General features: G+C 38.8%; 17 protein-coding genes. All 17 read right to left on the bottom strand.

Annotated elements, in window-relative coordinates; all coding sequences use genetic code 11:
- Nucleotide 1: 1 nt before the first annotated feature.
- Nucleotides 2–1,366, bottom strand: a complete 1,365-nt coding sequence (accC, locus tag FD46_RS05050) for an acetyl-CoA carboxylase biotin carboxylase subunit (protein WP_057896081.1) — start codon at nt 1,364–1,366, stop codon at nt 2–4.
- Between the two features lie 14 nt (nt 1,367–1,380).
- The gene (gene fabZ, locus FD46_RS05045; protein WP_057896080.1) at nt 1,381–1,806 is read right to left on the bottom strand and encodes a 3-hydroxyacyl-ACP dehydratase FabZ; all 426 of its coding nucleotides are present in this window, start codon (nt 1,804–1,806) and stop codon (nt 1,381–1,383) included.
- Nucleotide 1,807: 1 nt separating this feature from the next.
- Nucleotides 1,808–2,272, bottom strand: a complete 465-nt coding sequence (accB, locus tag FD46_RS05040) for an acetyl-CoA carboxylase biotin carboxyl carrier protein (RefSeq protein WP_057896079.1) — start codon at nt 2,270–2,272, stop codon at nt 1,808–1,810.
- Nucleotides 2,273–2,277: 5 nt separating this feature from the next.
- Nucleotides 2,278–3,513, bottom strand: coding sequence for a beta-ketoacyl-ACP synthase II (gene fabF / locus FD46_RS05035; protein ID WP_057896078.1), 1,236 nt, complete (start codon nt 3,511–3,513; stop codon nt 2,278–2,280).
- Between the two features lie 13 nt (nt 3,514–3,526).
- A complete protein-coding gene (gene fabG, locus FD46_RS05030; RefSeq protein WP_057896077.1) occupies nt 3,527–4,258 on the bottom strand; it encodes a 3-oxoacyl-[acyl-carrier-protein] reductase in 732 nt (243 codons plus the stop codon).
- An 11-nt stretch (nt 4,259–4,269) separates the two neighbouring features.
- Nucleotides 4,270–5,202 (bottom strand): ACP S-malonyltransferase, encoded by a 933-nt coding sequence (locus FD46_RS05025; protein ID WP_057896076.1) that lies wholly within the window; start codon nt 5,200–5,202, stop codon nt 4,270–4,272.
- A gap of 19 nt (nt 5,203–5,221) precedes the next feature.
- Nucleotides 5,222–5,464, bottom strand: a complete 243-nt coding sequence (locus FD46_RS05020) for an acyl carrier protein (protein ID WP_054755933.1) — start codon at nt 5,462–5,464, stop codon at nt 5,222–5,224.
- 33 nt (nt 5,465–5,497) lie between these two features.
- Nucleotides 5,498–6,475: a beta-ketoacyl-ACP synthase III gene (locus tag FD46_RS05015; RefSeq protein WP_057896075.1), complete on the bottom strand. Its 978-nt coding sequence runs from the start codon at nt 6,473–6,475 to the stop codon at nt 5,498–5,500.
- 20 nt (nt 6,476–6,495) lie between these two features.
- On the bottom strand, nt 6,496–6,936 hold the full coding sequence (locus FD46_RS05010) for a MarR family winged helix-turn-helix transcriptional regulator (protein ID WP_057896074.1): 441 nt from the start codon (nt 6,934–6,936) through the stop codon (nt 6,496–6,498).
- 93 nt (nt 6,937–7,029) lie between these two features.
- Nucleotides 7,030–7,476, bottom strand: coding sequence for a 3-hydroxyacyl-ACP dehydratase FabZ (gene fabZ, locus FD46_RS05005; RefSeq protein WP_057896073.1), 447 nt, complete (start codon nt 7,474–7,476; stop codon nt 7,030–7,032).
- A 504-nt stretch (nt 7,477–7,980) separates the two neighbouring features.
- Nucleotides 7,981–8,352, bottom strand: a complete 372-nt coding sequence (gene yajC / locus FD46_RS05000; RefSeq protein WP_057896072.1) for a preprotein translocase subunit YajC — start codon at nt 8,350–8,352, stop codon at nt 7,981–7,983.
- 79 nt (nt 8,353–8,431) lie between these two features.
- Nucleotides 8,432–9,577, bottom strand: a complete 1,146-nt coding sequence (gene tgt, locus FD46_RS04995; protein ID WP_057896071.1) for a tRNA guanosine(34) transglycosylase Tgt — start codon at nt 9,575–9,577, stop codon at nt 8,432–8,434.
- 28 nt (nt 9,578–9,605) lie between these two features.
- Nucleotides 9,606–10,649, bottom strand: coding sequence for a tRNA preQ1(34) S-adenosylmethionine ribosyltransferase-isomerase QueA (queA, locus tag FD46_RS04990; RefSeq protein WP_057896070.1), 1,044 nt, complete (start codon nt 10,647–10,649; stop codon nt 9,606–9,608).
- Between the two features lie 15 nt (nt 10,650–10,664).
- Nucleotides 10,665–11,681: a Holliday junction branch migration DNA helicase RuvB gene (gene ruvB, locus FD46_RS04985; RefSeq protein WP_057896069.1), complete on the bottom strand. Its 1,017-nt coding sequence runs from the start codon at nt 11,679–11,681 to the stop codon at nt 10,665–10,667.
- A 22-nt stretch (nt 11,682–11,703) separates the two neighbouring features.
- Nucleotides 11,704–12,318, bottom strand: a complete 615-nt coding sequence (gene ruvA, locus FD46_RS04980) for a Holliday junction branch migration protein RuvA (RefSeq protein ID WP_057896068.1) — start codon at nt 12,316–12,318, stop codon at nt 11,704–11,706.
- A 33-nt stretch (nt 12,319–12,351) separates the two neighbouring features.
- Entirely contained in the window at nt 12,352–14,322 is a 1,971-nt protein-coding gene (gene mutL, locus FD46_RS04975) for a DNA mismatch repair endonuclease MutL (RefSeq protein ID WP_057896067.1), read from the bottom strand.
- A 23-nt stretch (nt 14,323–14,345) separates the two neighbouring features.
- Nucleotides 14,346–16,973: a DNA mismatch repair protein MutS gene (gene mutS / locus FD46_RS04970; RefSeq protein WP_057896066.1), complete on the bottom strand. Its 2,628-nt coding sequence runs from the start codon at nt 16,971–16,973 to the stop codon at nt 14,346–14,348.
- Nucleotides 16,974–16,975 lie beyond the last annotated feature (2 nt).

The following is a 16,975-nucleotide window of genomic DNA, read 5'->3' as shown; positions in this document are numbered from 1 at the left end:
GCTAGCCCTCCTTTTTCCATTTTGATAGGAAGCTTTTTTCCAGGTAATCTGTTGTGAACGTTTCCTTGACAAATTCTTCATCGCTTAAAAGTGCAAGATGGAAGGATTGGTTTGTTTTAATACCATTAATAATCATTTCATTTAAAAGACGTTTAATCTTTTGAATAGCTTCGCTGCGATCATTGCCCAAAGCAATTACCTTGGCAATCATTGAATCATAAAATGGTGAGATCGTTGTACCGGCATATAGTGCGGAATCAATCCTCATGCCCAAGTTGCCGACTGGAAAATACAAATATTTTATTTTTCCAACAGAAGGGGCAAAATTATTTGCCGGATCCTCTGCATTGATTCGGCACTCAATTGCGTGTCCACGGCATTCAATTTCATCTTGTGCAAAAGGCAAATCTTCTCCCGCTGCAACGCTGACTTGTGCTTTTACCAAATCAATACCTGTTACCATTTCTGTTACTGTGTGTTCAACCTGGATTCGCGTATTCATTTCCATAAAATAAAAATGATGATTTTTATCCATCAAAAACTCAAGTGTTCCTGTATTAATATAGTCAATTGCATTCGCAGCCTTAACCGCAATTTCTCCTAGAAAACGGCGCTGCTTTTCATCAATCAGTTCACAAGGGCTTTCCTCGATCACTTTCTGCTTACTGCGTTGCAAAGAACAATCTCTTTCTGGAAAGTAAACAGCATTCCCTTTTTGATCGCGAAAAATCTGCACTTCAATATGCTTAACATCATTCATTATTTTTTCAAGATACATCCGCGAATCGCCAAATGAAACTTGTGCTTCCTGTTGTGCTTCCGCAAATGATTTTCGTAATTGTCCCTCATTATCGACACGGCGGATACCTTTTCCTCCGCCACCAGCCGCAGCTTTTAGAAGAACCGGATAACCAACTTTCTTAGCAATCTTTTCAGCATCATCTGCATCTGAAACAAAACCATCGCTGCCAGGGATTACCGGTACTCCGCTAACTCGCATCTGTTCACGTGCATTAGCTTTATTTCCCATCAGATCAATTGTCTCAGATCTGGGACCGATAAAAGTTATTCCACAGGCCTCACACATTTCAACAAAACGACTGTTTTCAGAAAGAAAACCAAATCCCGGATGAATTGCCTCGGCTCCTGTTCCAACCGCCGCACTTAAAATGTTTTTCATATTAAGATATGAATCCTGCGGCCTTGCCTTTCCCACACAAACCGCTTCGTCAGCTAACTGAACATGCAGGCTTTCACGATCAACATCGGAATAAACCGCAACAGATTTGATCCCTAATTCTTTCAGAGAACGAATAATACGTACTGCAATTTCGCCACGGTTTGCAACCAAGACTTTCTTAAACATCAAATCACCTTACCTTAACCAATCATGAAAGTCAGTTCGACTGAACAGACTTTATGTCCATCAACAGTAGCAAGCCCACGCCCCAATCCGACGTTGTTTCGGATTTTTTCCAACTCAACTTTTAAAATTAATGTATCACCTGGACGAACTACCTTACGGAATTTAGCATTCTTAATGCCACCGAAATAAGCTGTTTTCCCTTTGAATTCCGGCATAGACAGCAGAGCAACTGCACCTGTTTGCGCAAGTGCCTCAACAATCAAAACACCTGGAAGTACCGGATTATTAGGAAAATGGCCGTTAAAAATCTCTTCGTGCGCAGTTACGTTGCGTCTTGCAACCGCAGATTCACCGGGAACCAATTCGTCTACTCGATCTATTAAAAGCATTGGATAGCGGTGCGGAATGATTTTTTTTATTTCAGTTATATCTAACTTCATTTTAATCCTCCTCAACACGAAACAAAGGCTGGTCAAATTCTACTAATTCTTCATTATTTACCAGCACTTCTTTAACTACGCCATCAACATCACTCTTAATTTCAGTCATCATCTTCATTGCTTCAATGATACAAACAACATCACCCTTATGCACATGTGTACCTGCTTCAACATATGCAGGCTCCGTTGGCTTAGGCTGCAAATAGACACTTCCAACCATCGGAGACTTGATTGTTCTGCCTTCTTCTTGCAAAGCAGCAGTTTGTTCATTTTTATTTTCATTACTACTGTTTTCAACACTGCTGGAAACCGTCTGTTGCGTTGGTGCACTCAACTGCTGTAAAAGCTGCGCTGTGACCTCATTCTTACTTAATCGCAGGTGAAAACCGTCAGTTTCAATCTCCATTTCTCGAGTTGCAGACTCATTAAACTCAGAGATCAGTTTTTGTATTTCAGTAAGATCCATACTTTTTATTCACTCCATTTTCTAAAAGCCAAAACGGCATTATGTCCGCCAAAACCTAATGAATTGCTGATCGCATATTCTAGGTCAGGAGCTGGTTCAGCATTTTCTGTAACCAAATTTACCCGACATTCAGGGTCTTGGTTCTTAAGGCCCACATTTGCCGGAAGTTCGCCATTTTCAAGTGCTGCAATTGTTATAACTGCTTCAATTGCTCCCGCAGCACCTAACAAATGTCCTGTCATACTTTTTGTACTGCTGACTTTAACTGTACTGTTCTCCCCAAAAACACGATTAATCGCAAGAGATTCTCCCGAGTCATTCGCATGTGTCGCTGTTCCATGAGCATTAATGTAACCAACACGTTGTGGTGTCACACCTGCTTCAGTGATTGCCTGCTGCATTGCACGGGCAGCTCCTTCACCGGTCGGGTCAGGAGAAGTCATATGATAAGCATCACAAGTGCTTCCATATCCAACAATCTCGCCATAGATCTTTGCTCCACGTTTTTGTGCATGTTCTAAGTCTTCAAGCACAAGTGTAGCAGCACCTTCACCCATCACAAAACCGGAACGATCAGCATCAAACGGTAACGAAGCACGTGCAGGATCCGTTTCCTTTGAAAGAGCGGTGAGTGCAGCAAAACCGGCGATTCCGATTTCATTTACAGAAGCTTCCGCACCGCCGGTAAGCATTACTTTTGCACGGTCTTCACGAATTTGACGATAAGCTTCTCCGATTGCATTGGTTCCAGATGAACAAGCAGTGACAATTGCAGTACAAATTCCCTTTGCTTTAAAACGCAGAGCAACATTACCAGCAGCCATATTAACGATCGAAGTCGGGACAAACATTGGAGAAACTCTTTGAGGGCCCTTTTTAGCCATCTTAATAACCTGTTCTTGGATAGTAGTCAAACCACCAATGCCTGAACCATAGATGACGCCCATGTCATAAGAGTCAGTGTTGGTTTCATTAATTCCGGCTTGTTCAACAGCTGCAATCGCACTATCAACAGCATATTGTGAAAAAAGGTCCATTCTTTTTGCAGACTTTTTACCAACACGTAATTTTGGATCGAAATCCTTAACTTCAGCAGCAATTGTGATTCCTGTTTCAGAAGCATCAAATTTACTGATAGTATCAAATCCGATTTTTCCGGAAAAAATGTTTTTTAGGAACGTTGCAACGTCATTGCCTACTGGCGTAACAGCGCCCATCCCCGTAACTACAACTCTGTTCATTGATAATAACCTCCTAGATTGTCATTCCACCATCAACAGTTATTACTTGGCCAGTTATATAGTCATTTTGTGCCAAGAAAACTGCAGTTTGTGCAACTTCGGCGGCCTCTCCAAAACGGCCAAGCGGAATGTCTTGCAAAATCTCATCTTTTACCTTTTGGTCTAAAACAGCAGTCATTTGACTTTTAATCATTCCGGGAGCAATTGCATTACACCTTACACTGCGTAAAGCACCTTCACGCGCAATTGTTTTGGTCAAACCAATCAATCCAGCCTTGCTTGCCGAATAATTTGCTTGTCCAATATTACCGTGAAGTCCTACTACACTTGCCATATTTATAATGACGCCGTTTCTTTTTTTATACATCTTCTTCAAAATTTTTTGCGATAAATTAAACGCACCAATTAAGTTAGTCTCAAGGACCTTGCGGAAAGCATCTTCCTTCATCCCAATCATCAGTTTGTCATCTGTAATTCCGGCATTGTTGACTAAGATATCAAGTTTTTCGTTATCCTCGAATATTTCCTTTTGCATGCGAATAACATCTTCGCTTTTGGAAACATCCCCCAAAACAATACTATACTGTGCCCCTAATTTCTCAAGCTGTGCAATGAGTTCAGCCGGAATTTGCTTACGAGCATTTAAAATAACCTTGCTGCCCTCACGCGCAAAAGCAAGTGCTATCTGAGCACCGATTCCTCGTGAACTTCCAGTTATAAAAACTGTTTTTGATTTTAATTCCATTTGTGTTAACCTCAGTTTGCATCTTTGAATTTTTGATAACTTTCTACACTGTCAATATGATAACAGGTCAACCCGCGGTCAATCTGTCTTGCGAACTTGCACAATGTTTTCCCAGGTCCAAGCTCAACAATTGTATCTACTCCACTGTGTGTAAGCATATATTGAAGACAATCTCCAAAATGAGTAGGAGCTATAACCTGCTGCGCCAATACTTGTTTTAGTGTCTTTTTTTCAAATGGCCTTGTCGTAGTATTGCTGATTACTGGTACACTAGTCTCGCGAATTCCAACTTCTGCGAGCCTTCTTTCCATCAAAAAGCTTGTCTTTTGAAAAAGCGGGGTATGGAACGCCCCGCTGACCTTTAATGGAATGACTCTTTTAATTTTATTTTCTTCAAGAAGTTTTTGAGCCCGCTCAACAGCAGCTATATGACCACCGATCACAAGCTGTTTTGGAGTATTATAATTTGCCACACTGACAACTTCATCGTTTGTGCTGGCCTCATCACAAAGCTTAGCCACTAAAGCCGGGTCAGCTTTAATAACGGCTGCCATGGCCCCTTTTGTTTCATCAGCATCACTTTGCATATAACGCGCACGGTCTTTTAAAACTGCAAGACCATCTTCCGGTAAAAAAGCTTTTGCAGCAATCAATGCTGCATACTCTCCTAAACTAAGTCCCAGCATGCCGGCAACTTCAAGGCTAGGAAAGTCTCTTTGCAGCATTTTATAAATTCCCAGACTCATCGCAACAATTGCAGGCTGCACATATTCGGTCTTTGAGAGTTGCCCCTTTTTATCTTTATAGATTTCTAGCAAATCAAGCTTTAAGGCCTCACTAAAATGATCAATCAAACTACGATATTCTTGATCATCACGGTAAAGATCCAGGCCCATTGAGCTGAACTGAGCTCCTTGACCGCTAAATAAAAAGCCAATCTTCATAATCAAAAGTCCCCATTAACTATTTAGCATCAATTTCTTTTTTAACATAATCTACAACATCTTTGATTGTCTTAACATTTTCGTCAGCTTCTAACTTGATGTCCAAGTCATCCTCTAACTCATTCATGATTTCAAAAACATCAAGGCTGTCTGCTTCAAGATCATTTTTAATATCTGATTCCATCTTTACATCTGCTGCATCAACATCTAATTGTTCAACTACGATACCTTTTACTTTTTCGAAAATTTCTTGTTCTGTCATGTTAAAAAACACTCCTCAATAATTTTTTGTATTTTAATATATTATAACTTGAGTTCCAACTGTCAAGCCACCGCCAAAACCGCTTAAAGCAATCTTAGCACCACGCTTGATTTTACCTTGTGCAATCAATTCATCGAGTAAAAGCGGAACACTTGCAGCAGAAGTATTTCCGTATTCTGCAATATTCATCGGAAACTTTGCAAGCGGCTGAGCCAGCTTCTTTGCAATTTGTTTAACTATTCGCGAATTTGCCTGATGCAACACAAAATAGTCAATTTCTTCCAAGGAAAGACCGGCCGTCTTCACCGCTTGAACAATTGATTCAGGAACCCGATGCGTTGCAAACGTATAAACATCTCTACCAGACATAGAAAAAGCTTTAATGTGATGTTCGGATAAATTCGGAAATGAACTAATTGCTGTTGTTTTTCCAGCCTCCAGCTTGTCGCCAAACTCTCCGAATGTATGCAAACTTGCACCTAGAAAATCTGAATCTCCTGTTACTTGGCTTTCAAGAAGAACACCCGCTGCACCATCTCCAAAAAGGACTGCGCTAGTCCGATCACTCCAATCAATCACCTTTGAAAGAACTTCTCCGCCGATCAGCATAATGCGTTTTGTACTTCCTTGTTGCAAAAACTTCTCCGCAACTTTCAGCCCATAGATAAAGCCTGAACAAGCTGCGCTGATGTCAAACGCAAGTGCATTGCGTGCATTCAGCTTTCCTTGAACAAGTGCTGCTGTTGCAGGTGTATAACTATCAGGCGACATAGTAGCTACTAATATCAGATCGATAGAGTCGGCTTCCCAGCCGCTTTTTTCAAGCAGCTTTTGTGCCACATGCAGACATAGAGCAGAAGTATTTTCACCAATACTAATATGGCGTTGCTTGATACCAGTGCGAGTTTTGATCCACTCATCCGAGGTATCCATTATTTGGCTGAGATCATCGTTCGTCACTATTTTCTGTGGTACGAAACTAGCAGTTTCAACAATTTTTATCTTTTTCAAATCCAGATTACTCCTTGATCCTAAGAATGTTCACGCAAGAAACTTTCCAAATTACGCAGAGCCTTTTCTATTGTTTTGATTTCCTGGGGCTCAACATCTTTTAAAAAGCTCTTAATCATCATTCTGTGAAAAGCATCGTGTGCACGATACATTAATCTGCCTTGCTTGGTAAGACCCAATCGAATTACACGCCGGTCATCATTACTTCTAATTCTACGAACATAATTTTTTCTAACTAAACGATCGATCGTCGACGTTAACGTTCCTGGTGTCAAGTGCAACTCACGTGCAACATGAGAAGCTGTCTTATTTTCATACATTGTAATTGCATTGATAGCATGCATATCTTTAATTGAAAGATCTTTAAATTGGCTTTTGCGCAGTTCATTTTCCTCAATCCACAAGATATCGCTGTAAATTCTTACTAGAGAATCATTGATTGTTTTTACTCGTTCTTTCATTTATATAATATCTTCATCCTTTTTCTATAATACATAACGATGTAAACCTTTGATTATCAAAGTACTTGAGCAAAAAAACAACAATCTTCTTAATCAGATTTTCTCATTTCTCTCAGCAACGACAAACATCAGCTCTGCAAGACAAGCTTTTTCACCGTTAACAACAGCTTTGGTCTCAACGATTCCCATGTTCTCTCTTTTTTTCGTTAATTTAATATGCAGTTTCAGCACATCACCTGGGCGAACCACCCGCCGGAACTTAGCCTTATGAATCGCTCCTAAATAAGCAGTTTTCCCAGCGAATTCAGGTGATTTTAAAATAAGGATCGAAGCGGCCTGGGCAAGCGATTCAATAATCAAAACCCCGGGCATCACTGGATTTCCAGGAAAGTGTCCCTTAAAAAAAGATTCGTTGATTGTAACATTTTTCGTTGCAATGATACTTTCTCCAGCAATAAGTTCATCAACATAATCAATATAAATTATCGGGAAACGATTTGGAATTAAATCCATAATTTCTTGAGCATCCATAATTGCCACATTCGTCACCTCACTTAAAATTTATTTCGAATATCAAAATATTCGATGTTTGAATAATATTACATTCAGATAAAATTGTCAAATTTAACCTTTAAATACAGAAAAATAATATTTTTTCATTTGAGTAAACTAATAGAAACTATTATTAATTTATAATTTTAATCACCACTTATTTATGTCTATGGACACTGTCTTATTTTTGGTTTAAGAATACCCAGGCAAAGAATATTTTTTAAAATTTATAAATTTTATATCTTTATAAACGCTTTTAAACTAAATTTTATAAACTTTTTTACACTAATAACAAAAAATTAATTTATATTATAATTTAATTATTTTTAAATTATAACAAATTTATTTTTTAGAAAGATCCAATCAAAAAGCAGCATAAAACAATACTCATAACAAACTAGGGAGTATGACAAAACTAAACTTTTTGTCGTACTCCCACTTTTCGAGCAGCAACTGCTTAGCTACGAGCCTCTACCAGCCGAATGCTGCTTCCTACTTATTATCTTCATTTTTTGAATCTGAATCTTTATTTTCCGTTTCAGTAGCTTCATCTTCAGGCTTTTTTTCGACCACTGAAGAAGCACTCTTAGCAGTATTTCCACCAGGATTTACTTGCCCAATTGCAGACTGATCAAATGTAAGATAGATACCGTCACAATCGAGTGTAACTGTATGTTCAGCCTGGTTAATACTGTCTATCACTCCATGAAGGCGACCAATTGTAACAACAGCGTCACCCTTCTTTAAATTACTCATCATTTCTTGACGCTTTTGCTGTTGCTTTTTTTGCGGACGAATCATCATAAAATACATCAAGACAATGAAAGCCGCAAACATAAGAATCGTTGAAACTGAACCGTTCATTATATTCACTCCTATTTGGTTTGTTAATCTTAACTTTAGCAAAGTTACTCTTTACTTTCCAGTTGTATAAGTAAAAAAATTAAAAATTTCGTGCATTTTCTTTATTGAAACCGTATTCTTCAAAAAAAGATTCACGGAATTCAAGCAAATTATCCTCTTGAATAGCTTGACGCACATTTTGCATTAAGTGTAACAGAAAATAGAGATTGTGATAACTAGCAAGGCGCAAACCGAAAGTTTCATCGGCTTTGAAAAGATGACGGATATAAGCTCGTGTAAAATTACGACAAGTATAGCAATCGCAATTATCATCTAACGGTGTAAAATCTCGTGCATACGCCGCATTTTTGATAACCACTCTTCCATGTGAGGTCATACAAGTACCATTACGGGCTATTCGAGTTGGCAAAACGCAATCAAACATGTCTACTCCGCGAATCACACCATCAATCAATGCATCCGCGGAACCAACGCCCATCAAATACCGTGGCTTATTTTCTGGCAACATAGGTGTAGTGAATTCTAGTACGTGATTCATTTCAGCTTTACTTTCTCCAACAGACAATCCTCCAATGGAATAGCCTGGGAAATCCATCGCAACTAGCTGACGCGCGCTTAGTTCACGTAAATCTTTATGGCCACCTCCTTGAACAATTCCAAAAAGTCCTTGCATTTTAGGATTCAAGTGAGCGCTCAAACCGCGCTCTGCCCAACGGCTTGTTCTTTCAACCGACTTTTTAATATAATCATAACTTTCAAAAAAAGGAGGACACTCGTCAAAACTCATCATAATATCCGAACCAAGTGCATTTTGAATATGGATCGCCTTTTCAGGTGAGAGAAATAATTTTTCACCGCTTAAGTGACTTCTGAAATGGACCCCTTTTTCAGTAATATCCCTAATCTTAGCAAGTGAAAAAACTTGGAAGCCGCCAGAATCTGTTAGAATTCCCTTGTTCCAATTCATAAACTTGTGCAGGCCACCCGCCTTTTGGACAATTTCTTCACCGGGACGCAGCCACAAATGATAAGTATTTGACAATATGATATCAGCACCCATGCGGTCTAATTCTTCAGGTGCTAGTGATTTCACTGTTGCCTGTGTACCCACTGGCATAAACATCGGTGTTTTAAAAGTACCGTGAGGGGTAACAATTTCTCCCAAGCGTGCTCCTGTATGCTTTTCTTTTTTAATCAGATGATAATTAATGGCTGGCTCAGTCATTTGTACTTTCTCCATTTCTCTTAAATCTTTACTTGATAAACATTGCATCTCCAAAACTAAAGAAACGGTATTTATCTATGACAGCATGTCTATAAGCATTCAAAATTGTTTTCCTGCCTGTAAACGAAGCCACAAGCATCACTAAAGTAGACTTTGGCAGATGGAAGTTAGTAATGAAAGCTTGAACAACCTTCCATTCATACCCAGGCTTAATAAAAATATCAGTCCAGCCACTGTCTTCATGAATCTCTCCGTTAAATTTTGTCCCAATTGTCTCTAGAGTTCTGATTGTGGTAGTTCCAGTAGCAACAATTTTACCACCATTTTTGCGTACTTCATTCAAAGTTTGGGCAGCATCTTTTGACAACCTGTAAAATTCACTGTGCATTTTATGATCTTCAATATTCTTTTCGCTAACAGGTCTAAAAGTTCCCAAACCTACATGAAGAGTCAAATATACAAGATGAACTCCCTTAGCAGCAATTTTTTGCAAAAGTTCCTTTGTGAAATGAAGTCCGGCAGTTGGAGCAGCAGCTGAGCCAATTTCACGAGAATATACTGTTTGGTACATTTCCGGATCGTCAAGTTTTTCTTTAATGTAAGGCGGTAAAGGCATTTCACCAAGTTTATCAAGAATTTCCATAAAAATTCCAGTATATTCAAAACGAATCATCCGCCCGCCGTGTTCAAGTTCTTTTGTAATCACCGCACTAAGCTGTCCATCACCAAACACAACTCGTGTACCAACTTTCGCTCTGCGTGCAGGCTTAACAAGTGTCTCCCAATTATCACCTTCAGTGTTGTTAAGCAATAAAACTTCAAGATGTCCTCCTGTTTCAGGCTTTGTTCCGTAAATTCTTGCTGGCATAACACGCGAATCGTTCATTACAAGGGCATCCCCAGGGTTCAACTGGTCAATTACATTGTAAAAAATATCATCTTTATATTCACCAGTCTGGCTGTCTAAAACCAGCATTCTCGAATGATCTCGTTTCTTTAAAGGCGTTTGTGCAATCAGTTCTTCCGGTAGTTCATAATCAAAATCTTCTGTAGTTAAATGTTCCTCTGACAAGTTTTGTCACCCTTTTTAGTTTTTATTTTCTGTAAATGAAATTCCTAAATGTTCGTATGCTGTTTTTGTGGCAATTCTTCCACGAGGGGTGCGTTTGATGAACCCGCTTTGAAGCAAATATGGTTCAATCATATCAGTAATTGTTTCTACATCTTCTCCAATATTCGCAGCCAACGTATTTACACCTACTGGACCGCCATCGTATAGATTAATCATCGTTAACAGCAATTTACGATCTGTTTCATCTAACCCGCATTCATCAACTCGCAGCATGTCAAGCGACGAAGTTACAATTTTTTCGTCCACAACTTCTTTTTGAGCAACCTCAGCGAAGTCGCGAATCCGACGAAAAAGTCGGTTTGCAACTCGCGGCGTTCCACGAGACCTTAAAGCAACCTTTTCTGCGCCTTCAGAAGTAATTGTAGTTTTAAAAATTTTTGCAGAACGTTCCACAATTCTTTCAAGTTCCTTTTTACTATAATAATTCATATGCGCAATAATCCCAAAACGATCACGCAGAGGTGCTGAAAGCAACCCAGCTCGCGTAGTAGCGCCGATTAAAGTAAAAGGGGGAAGAGTAAAGTGAACGGGATGAGCAGTTGGTCCTTGCCCAATCACAATATCAACGAAAAAGTCCTCCATAGCAGAATACAAAATTTCTTCCACTATTTTAGGTAAGCGATGAATCTCATCAATAAAAAGAACATCGCCAGCTTCTAGTTCGTTCAATAAAGCCACTAGATCACCAGGCCGTTCAATCGCCGGGCCGCTTGTAGTTTTAATCTTAACCTGTAATTCATTTGCAATTACCATCGCTAGAGTCGTCTTTCCTAGACCGGGGGGCCCATACAAAAGAACATGATCAAGTGCTTCTTTTCTTTTCTTTGCAGCTTCAATATACACTGCAAGTTCTTTTTTAAGCATTTTTTGTCCAATATATTGTTTAAACGTGCGCGGACGCAAGGAAAGGTCACGTACATCATCTTCATTCTCAACAAGGCCAGCTGATACAAGCCTCTCATGCTCAGACATTATGTTCCCTCCCTTTAAAAAATCAGTTGTGCATTAATAGCCTCAAAGCTGTTCGTAAATATTCATCTGTAGATGTTTTTTCAGTTTGCTCAAGTATTTTTGAAACTCTTTTTACTTCTGCTTTAGTATAACCCAAGGCATCCAAAGCAGCGAGAGCCTCATCCAGATAACGGTGTTGTTTCACGGTATTATTAAGGCCAAGATCAGTTTGTCCAGACAATTTTTCCGAAATAGCAGCATCTTTCATTTTACCTTTAAGATCCAAAACAATCTGTTGAGCAGTTTTTTTACCAACACCTGGAAACTTAGTAAGGTAATTTACGTTTTCATTGTTGATTGCTTCTACCAGACCGCTATGGTCCGCATTAGCTAAGATGGCTAACGCGCTTTTAGGACCTATTCCAGAGACATTGAGCAATTTGACAAACAGATTTTTTTCGTCTAAATCCCAAAAACCATATAATATAATAGCATTTTCTCTAACTGCTTGATATATATAAACACGTTTTTTTGTTTCTAAATCAACCTGATAGCGAAACGGATTAGCAACATAAACCTGGTAACCGACATTCTTAACTTCAATTACAATATAATATGGAGTAACTGCACTGATAAACCCATCAAAGTATTCATACATTTAATAATATTCCTTTCATAAGTTATTGATTTTCTATTGACCGCGTAAACTCTGATGTGAATCTTGAATTCGCTTGAACATTTTTTCCATATCAGAATTTGAAAAATGAACAAGTACAGGTCGTCCATGCGGACAATTAAATGGATTTTCGCATTGTTGCAGTTGTTTTAACAATGAAACTGCCTGTTGTTCATCTAAATGATGATTTGCTTTAATTGATCTTTTGCAGCTCATCATAATTGCAGTTTTCCTGCGATAACTTGCAATGTCTATGTTTCCATCTTTTAACAGGTAGTCAATCATTTCTCTTAAAATCGACTCTTCTTCCCCTTGTTTAAACCAAGTCGGGTGATGACGGACAATGTAGCTGTTCTTACCGAATTCTTCCAAGTAAATACCTACTTTTTTCAGTTTATCCAGATTTTGGTTTATCATTAACACTTCACTTGTTGAATAGTCAAGAACAATTGGTACGAGCAGATTCTGCTGTGAACTTCCTACCATTCCAATCTGTTTACGATAAAACTCAAACTTGCAGCGCTCTTGGGCAGCGTGCTGATCAATAATATAAAGTCCATCTTGGGCCTCTGCAAAAAGATAGGTTCCATGCATCTGACCAATGTAAGTCAGCGAAGGAAAACGTTCTTTGGTATTTTCGTCTTGTTGATTTTTTAATCTTTCTTTTGGCTCATTAACTTTGCTGATTCCAGAACCATTTTCTTTTGAAAAATATTTTTTATCCCAGTCTTTTAACTTGGTTTCAAGATCTCTTTTTTTCTGAATAATAAAAAGACGCGGCTTTATGCCTATTTTTTTTGAATCAGATCGGCCATCAGTCTCTTCTATTTTTTTCTTTTCTAAGAGCGGTTTGCTTTCATTTCGGGGAACTCGTCCCTTTAATTCTCTTCTTTGATACTGGTAATTTTGAGAAGACTCATTGAGGTCTATCTCAAGCTGATCAAGGTCTAATGCAGGTTTTTCATCTTGCCGTATATTTTTTAAAGCATCCGGAATCAGGTTTTCTTGTGCAATTCGTTGATAAATTGTTTTTACCAATAACTGTACTAACTCTTCTTCCTTGCTGATACGTACTTGCTGCTTAGTAGGATGGACATTGACATCAACCAGTAAAGGGTCAAGTCCAATGTTTATAACCGCAAAAGGATACCGACCGACCATCAGTTTAGAGCCGTAGCCTTTGATAACAGCATTAGTAAGCTGATAATTTCGAATATAGCGGCCATTTAAAAGAAGACTGATATACGTTTTAGAAGCACGTGTCAATTCTGGGAGCGACACAAAACCGCTGACTTTAAAATCAAGATCCTCTCCGTTTATTTCAATCATTTTGCGTGCAGTTTTAACACCATAAATAGCACTAAAAGTCTGCTGAAGTTTCCCATTACCCGCCGTTTCAAGGAGTAACCTGCCATTACTTTTTAAAGAAAATGCAATATTCGTGTGGCTGAGTGCTAAGCGATTAACAATATCACTGATAGCTGCAAGTTCAGTCTGCATACTTTTAAGGTACTTCAAACGCGCCGGTGTATTGAAAAAAAGGTCGAAAACACTAATTTCTGTTCCTTGAGAACGTGCTCCCATTTTTTGAGAAATTATTTTTCCGCCTTTGATATGAATAATATTACTAGGAGGAAGCCGAGTTGCCGTTTCCATAATAACATCAGATACAGAAGCGATACTAGGCAGCGCTTCTCCTCTGAACCCAAGAGTTTTAATTTTAAAGAGATCCTTTTTAGTTGTAATTTTGCTGGTAGAGTGCCTTCTAAAGGCTAATTCAACATCACTTGCAATAATTCCGTCACCGTTATCAACTACGTTTATTTTTTTCAGCCCGCTATCTTCAATCTCAATATCAATTTGCGTACTGTGCGCATCAATTGCATTTTCAACTAGTTCCTTTACCACAGAAGCTGGCCGTTCAACAACTTCTCCAGCTGCTATCTGGTCAGCCAAAACCGCAGCTAATTCATGGATTTTACCCATGGAAACTTCTCTCCTTTCTTAATTTATTTGCCCTTTTTCAATTCTCTTTGCCATTTATAAAGTATATTTAAAGCTTCTAGTGGAGTTAGCGAGATTAAATCTGCTTCAAGCAATTTTGTAATCACTCTTGATTGTTTTGCAGTCAAATCCGGCTTCACTTTTTCTGGACCAAAAAGCGAAAGTTGAGTCTCCTTTTTATTGATTTGTGCTGTTTCCGATAATACTGTATTTTCCTGCTTTTTCGAAGCTGTTGAGATCTTATCGTTGCCAGAATCGCGTTCGAGCTCCTCCAAAATTTCATTTGCCCTTTTCAAAAGTATTTCAGGCATTCCTGCAAGTTTGGCAACATGAATCCCATATGATTTATCAGCTGCTCCTGGCCGCATTTTATGCAAAAAAATCAAATTTCCATTTTTTTCAACTGCTCCGACATGAATGTTTTCAAGTTCTGATAGATTCTGCGACAGGGCAGTTAGTTCATGATAGTGAGTTGAAAAAAGTGTTTTTGCATGAACATTTTGATGAACATATTCAATAATCGCTTGTGCAAGTGCCATGCCGTCGTATGTTGCCGTTCCTCTGCCAATTTCATCAAAAAGAATCAACGAGCGTTTGGTAGCATGACTAATTGCCTGATTTGCTTCTTTCATCTCCACCATGAAAGTTGATTGACCTGCAATCAGGTCATCAGCAGCTCCGATACGTGTAAAAATCTGATCAAAAAGAGGTAATTTTGCTTTAACTGCCGGTACAAAACAACCTACTTGCGACATTACAACTGTCAAAGCTACTTGACGCATGTAAGTGCTCTTTCCTGACATATTAGGTCCGGTTATCAACAAAATATTCAAGTCTTGCGGCATAATAACATCATTAGGAACATAGCTTTGTTTTCCCATGACTTCTTGAACTACAGGATGCCAGCCTGCAGTAATATGCAAATCATGCTTGCCTTCTTCTAATTCAGGCCTGACAAAGTGTCGTTCCTCACTGACCTCGGCAAAGCCTTGAATAACATCTAAACCGGCAATCGCATGAGCAAGACGTTGAATCCGTTTTATCTGTTTCTTTATTTTTTCTCGAATAGCGACAAAAAGTTCGTACTCCAAACTAGTAGCCTTATCCTCAGCACCCAAAATCAAAGCTTCTTTTTCTTTTAACTCAGGAGTAATAAAACGCTCCGCGTTAGTCAGTGTTTGCTTACGCTGATAGCGTTCTTCAGGAATTTTTGCCAAGTTAGCCTTCGAAACTTCAATATAGTATCCGAATACTCTATTAAAGCCGATTTTCAGATTTGAAATATTAGTTGCACGCCGTTCACTCGTTTCCAGCTCTGCAAGCCATTTTTTCCCGTTCTTCATCGCATCCTGATAACTATCCAGTTTTTCGTTATACCCTTCTTTTATCAGACCGCCATCTTTAACTGACAAAGGAGGATCGTCTATTATTGCCTGCTTAATCAACTCAACTATTTCCTCTATAGGATCCAACTGTTTCAGAGTTTTTTTAAAGGTTCCGTCATCAATGCTTTCAAGCACATAACGAATTTTAGGTACCTGTTCTAAAGATTGGCATAATTGAATCAAGTCACGGCCGTTCACATTTCCAAAAGCAACTCTGCCTGCTAAACGCTCTAAATCATAAACGCTTGTCAGTTCATCTTGCAATGCACTGCGTTCAAAATAATGATCCATTAGACTTGCTACTTTATTTTGACGTTCTACAATAGGCTTCTTTTCAAGCAGCGGCCTGCTAAGCCATTGCTTAAGTGTTCGACCTCCCATTGCTGTTTTTGTTTTGTCTAAAACCCACAAAAGTGTGCCTTGTTTTTTCCCCGTTCGGCTATTTTCCAAGATCTCAAGATTTGTCTTTGAATAGTGATCCATCTTTAAAAAATGTGAGGCTTCATATCTCAGTGCCTGCTGTAAATGCCCCAAACTTCTCTTTTGTGTAACGCTCAAATAAGATACCAACTGCTTAACTGCTTTTATCTCAAGCTGGTCATCCAAGTTCTGCACTGTATAACTTGATTCTGCATTTTCAAGCAGCTGGTCTTGATGAGAAACCAAGATCTTTAATGGCATAATTTTTTTAAGAGTCTCCTCAGTCACACTCTTGTCAATGACAATTTCTTTTGTGTGCAGGCTGATTAACTCGTTTATCACCTGATCTGCTGAAAGAAGTGTGGTAACTTTAAGTTCACCAGTTGAAAGGTCTGTATAGGCAAAGCTGAAACATTGATTTTCTTCATGAAGTGCAGTCAGGTAATTATTTTCTTTAGCCTCACTTGCAGAGCTGTCGATCATTGTCCCCGGCGTAACTAGTTGGATTACCTCTCGTTTTACCATTCCCTTTGCCAGTTTAGGATCTTCCATTTGTTCACAAATCGCTACTTTATAGCCCTGATCTACTAAAATATCAATATAGTTTTGCGCAGCATGGTGTGGGACACCACACATTGGGATCTTATCTGCTGCATTTTTATTACGAGTTGTTAAAGTCAATTCAAGCAGCTGCGCTCCTTTGATAGCATCATCATAGAACATTTCATAAAAATCGCCTAAACGATAAAATAAAAAGGCATCCGGATAATTTCTTTTAATAGAAAGATATTGTTCCATCATAGGTGTATTTTTTGTTTTTTGCGGCATCT

This window comes from Liquorilactobacillus oeni DSM 19972, from assembly GCF_001436275.1.
Lineage (GTDB): Bacteria > Bacillota > Bacilli > Lactobacillales > Lactobacillaceae > Liquorilactobacillus > Liquorilactobacillus oeni.
The sequence above is the reverse complement of the archived record's forward strand: the minus strand, read 5'-3'. Positions and strand labels throughout refer to the sequence as shown.